3 protein-coding genes are annotated in these 2742 nt (G+C 54.5%); all 3 read left to right on the top strand.

Annotated features, from left to right (window positions below):
* The first annotated feature begins 211 nt into the window (after nt 1-211).
* Nucleotides 212-1315 carry a UDP-N-acetylglucosamine--undecaprenyl-phosphate N-acetylglucosaminephosphotransferase gene (wecA, locus tag HMPREF9538_RS05215; protein ID WP_002883295.1) on the top strand — a complete coding sequence of 368 codons (1104 nt, stop codon included), beginning with the start codon at nt 212-214 and terminating at the stop codon, nt 1313-1315.
* Nucleotides 1316-1328: 13 nt separating this feature from the next.
* Nucleotides 1329-2375, top strand: a complete 1047-nt coding sequence (gene wzzE, locus HMPREF9538_RS05220) for an ECA polysaccharide chain length modulation protein (RefSeq protein ID WP_002883296.1) — start codon at nt 1329-1331, stop codon at nt 2373-2375.
* A gap of 56 nt (nt 2376-2431) precedes the next feature.
* A partial coding sequence (locus HMPREF9538_RS05225; RefSeq protein ID WP_009486008.1) for a UDP-N-acetylglucosamine 2-epimerase occupies nt 2432-2742 on the top strand: 311 nt, incomplete at its 3' end.

Below are 2742 nucleotides of genomic sequence, written 5' to 3'. Positions count from 1 at the left end.
GGGGGGGGGTTTTCATTTTGGGGTTTGTATGATCCAGAGACAGAGAAAGCGGGACGAAAGTTGTCGTATAATGGCGCCGGATAGCAGGCGGAGACAGCTTTAACAGACTAAAATCTATACAATAAATTTGTAATGTTCTGCTTTTCCCCTTCTGGAGTTGGGGCATCATCGCTATACTTCCCGGATTAACTATGCTGAGAGCACATGCGTTGTGAATTTACTCACTGCTATTACTGAATTAATCAGTATTTTCTTATTCACGACCCTCTTTATTTTTGTCGCGCGGAAAGTGGCAAAAAAGATCGGGTTAGTGGATAAACCCAACTATCGCAAACGGCATCAGGGGTTGATTCCGTTGGTCGGTGGTATCTCAGTTTATGCAGGTATCTGTTTCACTTTCGCCATCGCCGATTATTATATTCCTCACGCCTCGCTGTATCTGGCCTGCGCGGGGGTATTGGTGCTGGTTGGCGCGCTTGACGATCGCTTCGACATCAGCGTGAAAATTCGCGCGGTCATTCAGGCCGCGATCGCCGTGATTATGATGATGGCAGGGAATCTGCATCTGAGTAGTTTGGGCTTTATTTTTGGCTCGTGGGAACTGGTGCTGGGGCCCTTCGGCTTCTTCCTGACGCTGTTTGCCGTCTGGGCCGCTATCAATGCGTTCAACATGGTCGATGGTATCGACGGCCTGCTCGGCGGACTGTCATCGGTCTCTTTTGCGGCGACCGGGATTATCCTTTGGTTTGATGGTCAGTACAGCCTGGCGATGTGGTGTTTCGCGATGATCGCCGCCATTCTACCCTATATTCTTCTCAATCTTGGCGCCCTCGGCCGCCGCTATAAAGTCTTTATGGGTGACGCCGGCAGCACGATGATTGGCTTCACCATCATCTGGATCCTGCTGGAAACCACGCAAGGTAAAACGCATCCCATTAGCCCGGTGACCGCGCTGTGGATTATCGCTATCCCGCTGATGGACATGGTGGCGATTATGTATCGCCGCCTGCGCAAAGGCATGAGTCCTTTCTCACCGGACCGTCAGCATATTCATCATTTGATCATGCGCGCCGGGTTTACTTCCCGCCAGGCGTTTGTCCTGATTACCCTGGCCGCCGCCCTGCTCGCGCTGGTTGGCGTCGTGGCGGAATACACGCGCATTGTGCCGGAATGGGTGATGTTAATTCTCTTTTTGGTAGCCTTCTTTCTTTATGGCTACTGTATTAAGCGCGCCTGGAAAGTGGCGCGCCTGGTTAAGCGCATCAGACGCAGAATTCGGCGACACAGCGGCAATAATCCGAAACTAACCAAGTAGAGCTGGGGATGTGATGACTCAACCATTACCGGGAGCACAAGCAGTGAACGTTGAGAACGAGCTGGATATTCGCGGGCTGTTTCGCGCTTTATGGGCAGGAAAAGGCTGGATAGTCGGCGGCGCCGTACTCTTCGCCGCCATCGTGCTGGTGTACACCTTCTTTGCTCGCCAGGAGTGGAGCGCCACGGCGATCACCGATCGGCCTACTGTCAATATGTTGGGGGGATACTATTCCCAACAGCAGTTCTTACGCAATCTGGACATTAAAGCCGACCTCGCCTCGGTCGACCAGCCTTCCGCCATGGATGAAGCGTATAAAGAGTTCATCATGCAGCTGGCCTCCTGGGATACCCGGCGCGATTTCTGGCTGCAAACGGACTACTACAAGCAGCGTCAGTCGGGTAATGCCCGCGCTGATGCGGCGATGCTGGATGACCTGATTAACAATATCCAGTTTATGCCAGGCGATGCGGCCAAGAGCATTAACGACAGCGTCAAACTGACCGCCGAGACCGGGCAGGATGCCAATAATCTGTTGCGTCAGTATGTGGCCTTCGCCAGCCAGCGGGCGGCAGGCCATCTTAACGACGAACTTAAAGGCGCCTGGGCGGCGCGGACGGTGCAGATGAAGGCGCAGGTGAAGCGCCAGGAAGAGGTGGCCGAGGCCATCTTCAACCGCCGGACACACAGCGTGGAGCAGGCGCTGAAGGTGGCTCAGCAGCACAATATTTCACGTAGCGAAACGGATGTTCCTGCCGATCAGTTGCCGGATTCAGAGCTATTTTTATTGGGCAGGCCGATGCTGCAGGCCAGGCTGGAAAACCTGCAGGCCGTTGGGCCGGAATATGACCTCGATTACGACCAGAACCGCGCCATGCTGAGCACGTTGAACGTCGGTCCAACGTTAGATCCGCGTTTTCAGACTTACCGGTATTTGCGGACGCCGGAAGAACCTGTAAAACGCGATAGCCCGCGCCGTGTATTTCTGATGGTGATGTGGGGGATTGTGGGTGCGCTCATCGGCGCAGGCGTGGCGTTATCGCGTCGTCGTGTCCTGTGATTGCGGCCTGTGGTGAAGGGCAGATGACCTTCATCGCCTAATCGAAGAGAATCGATGTGAAAGTACTAACTGTATTTGGCACGAGGCCGGAAGCCATCAAGATGGCGCCTCTGGTCCATGCGCTGGCAAAGGATCCTCATTTTGAGGCGAAAGTATGCGTGACCGCGCAGCATCGGGAGATGCTCGATCAGGTGTTGAAACTTTTCTCTATTGTCCCGGACTACGATCTCAACATCATGAAGCCGGGGCAGGGGCTGACCGAGATCACCTGTCGCATCCTTGAAGGGCTGAAGCCGGTGCTGGAGTCGTTTAAACCCGACGTGGTGCTGGTGCATGGCGATACCACCACCACCATGGCGGCGAGCCC

The organism is Klebsiella sp. MS 92-3 (assembly GCF_000195655.1).
Lineage (GTDB): Bacteria > Pseudomonadota > Gammaproteobacteria > Enterobacterales > Enterobacteriaceae > Klebsiella > Klebsiella pneumoniae.
Note: the sequence above shows the minus strand (reverse complement) of the source record. Positions and strands in the feature narration are given on the sequence as shown.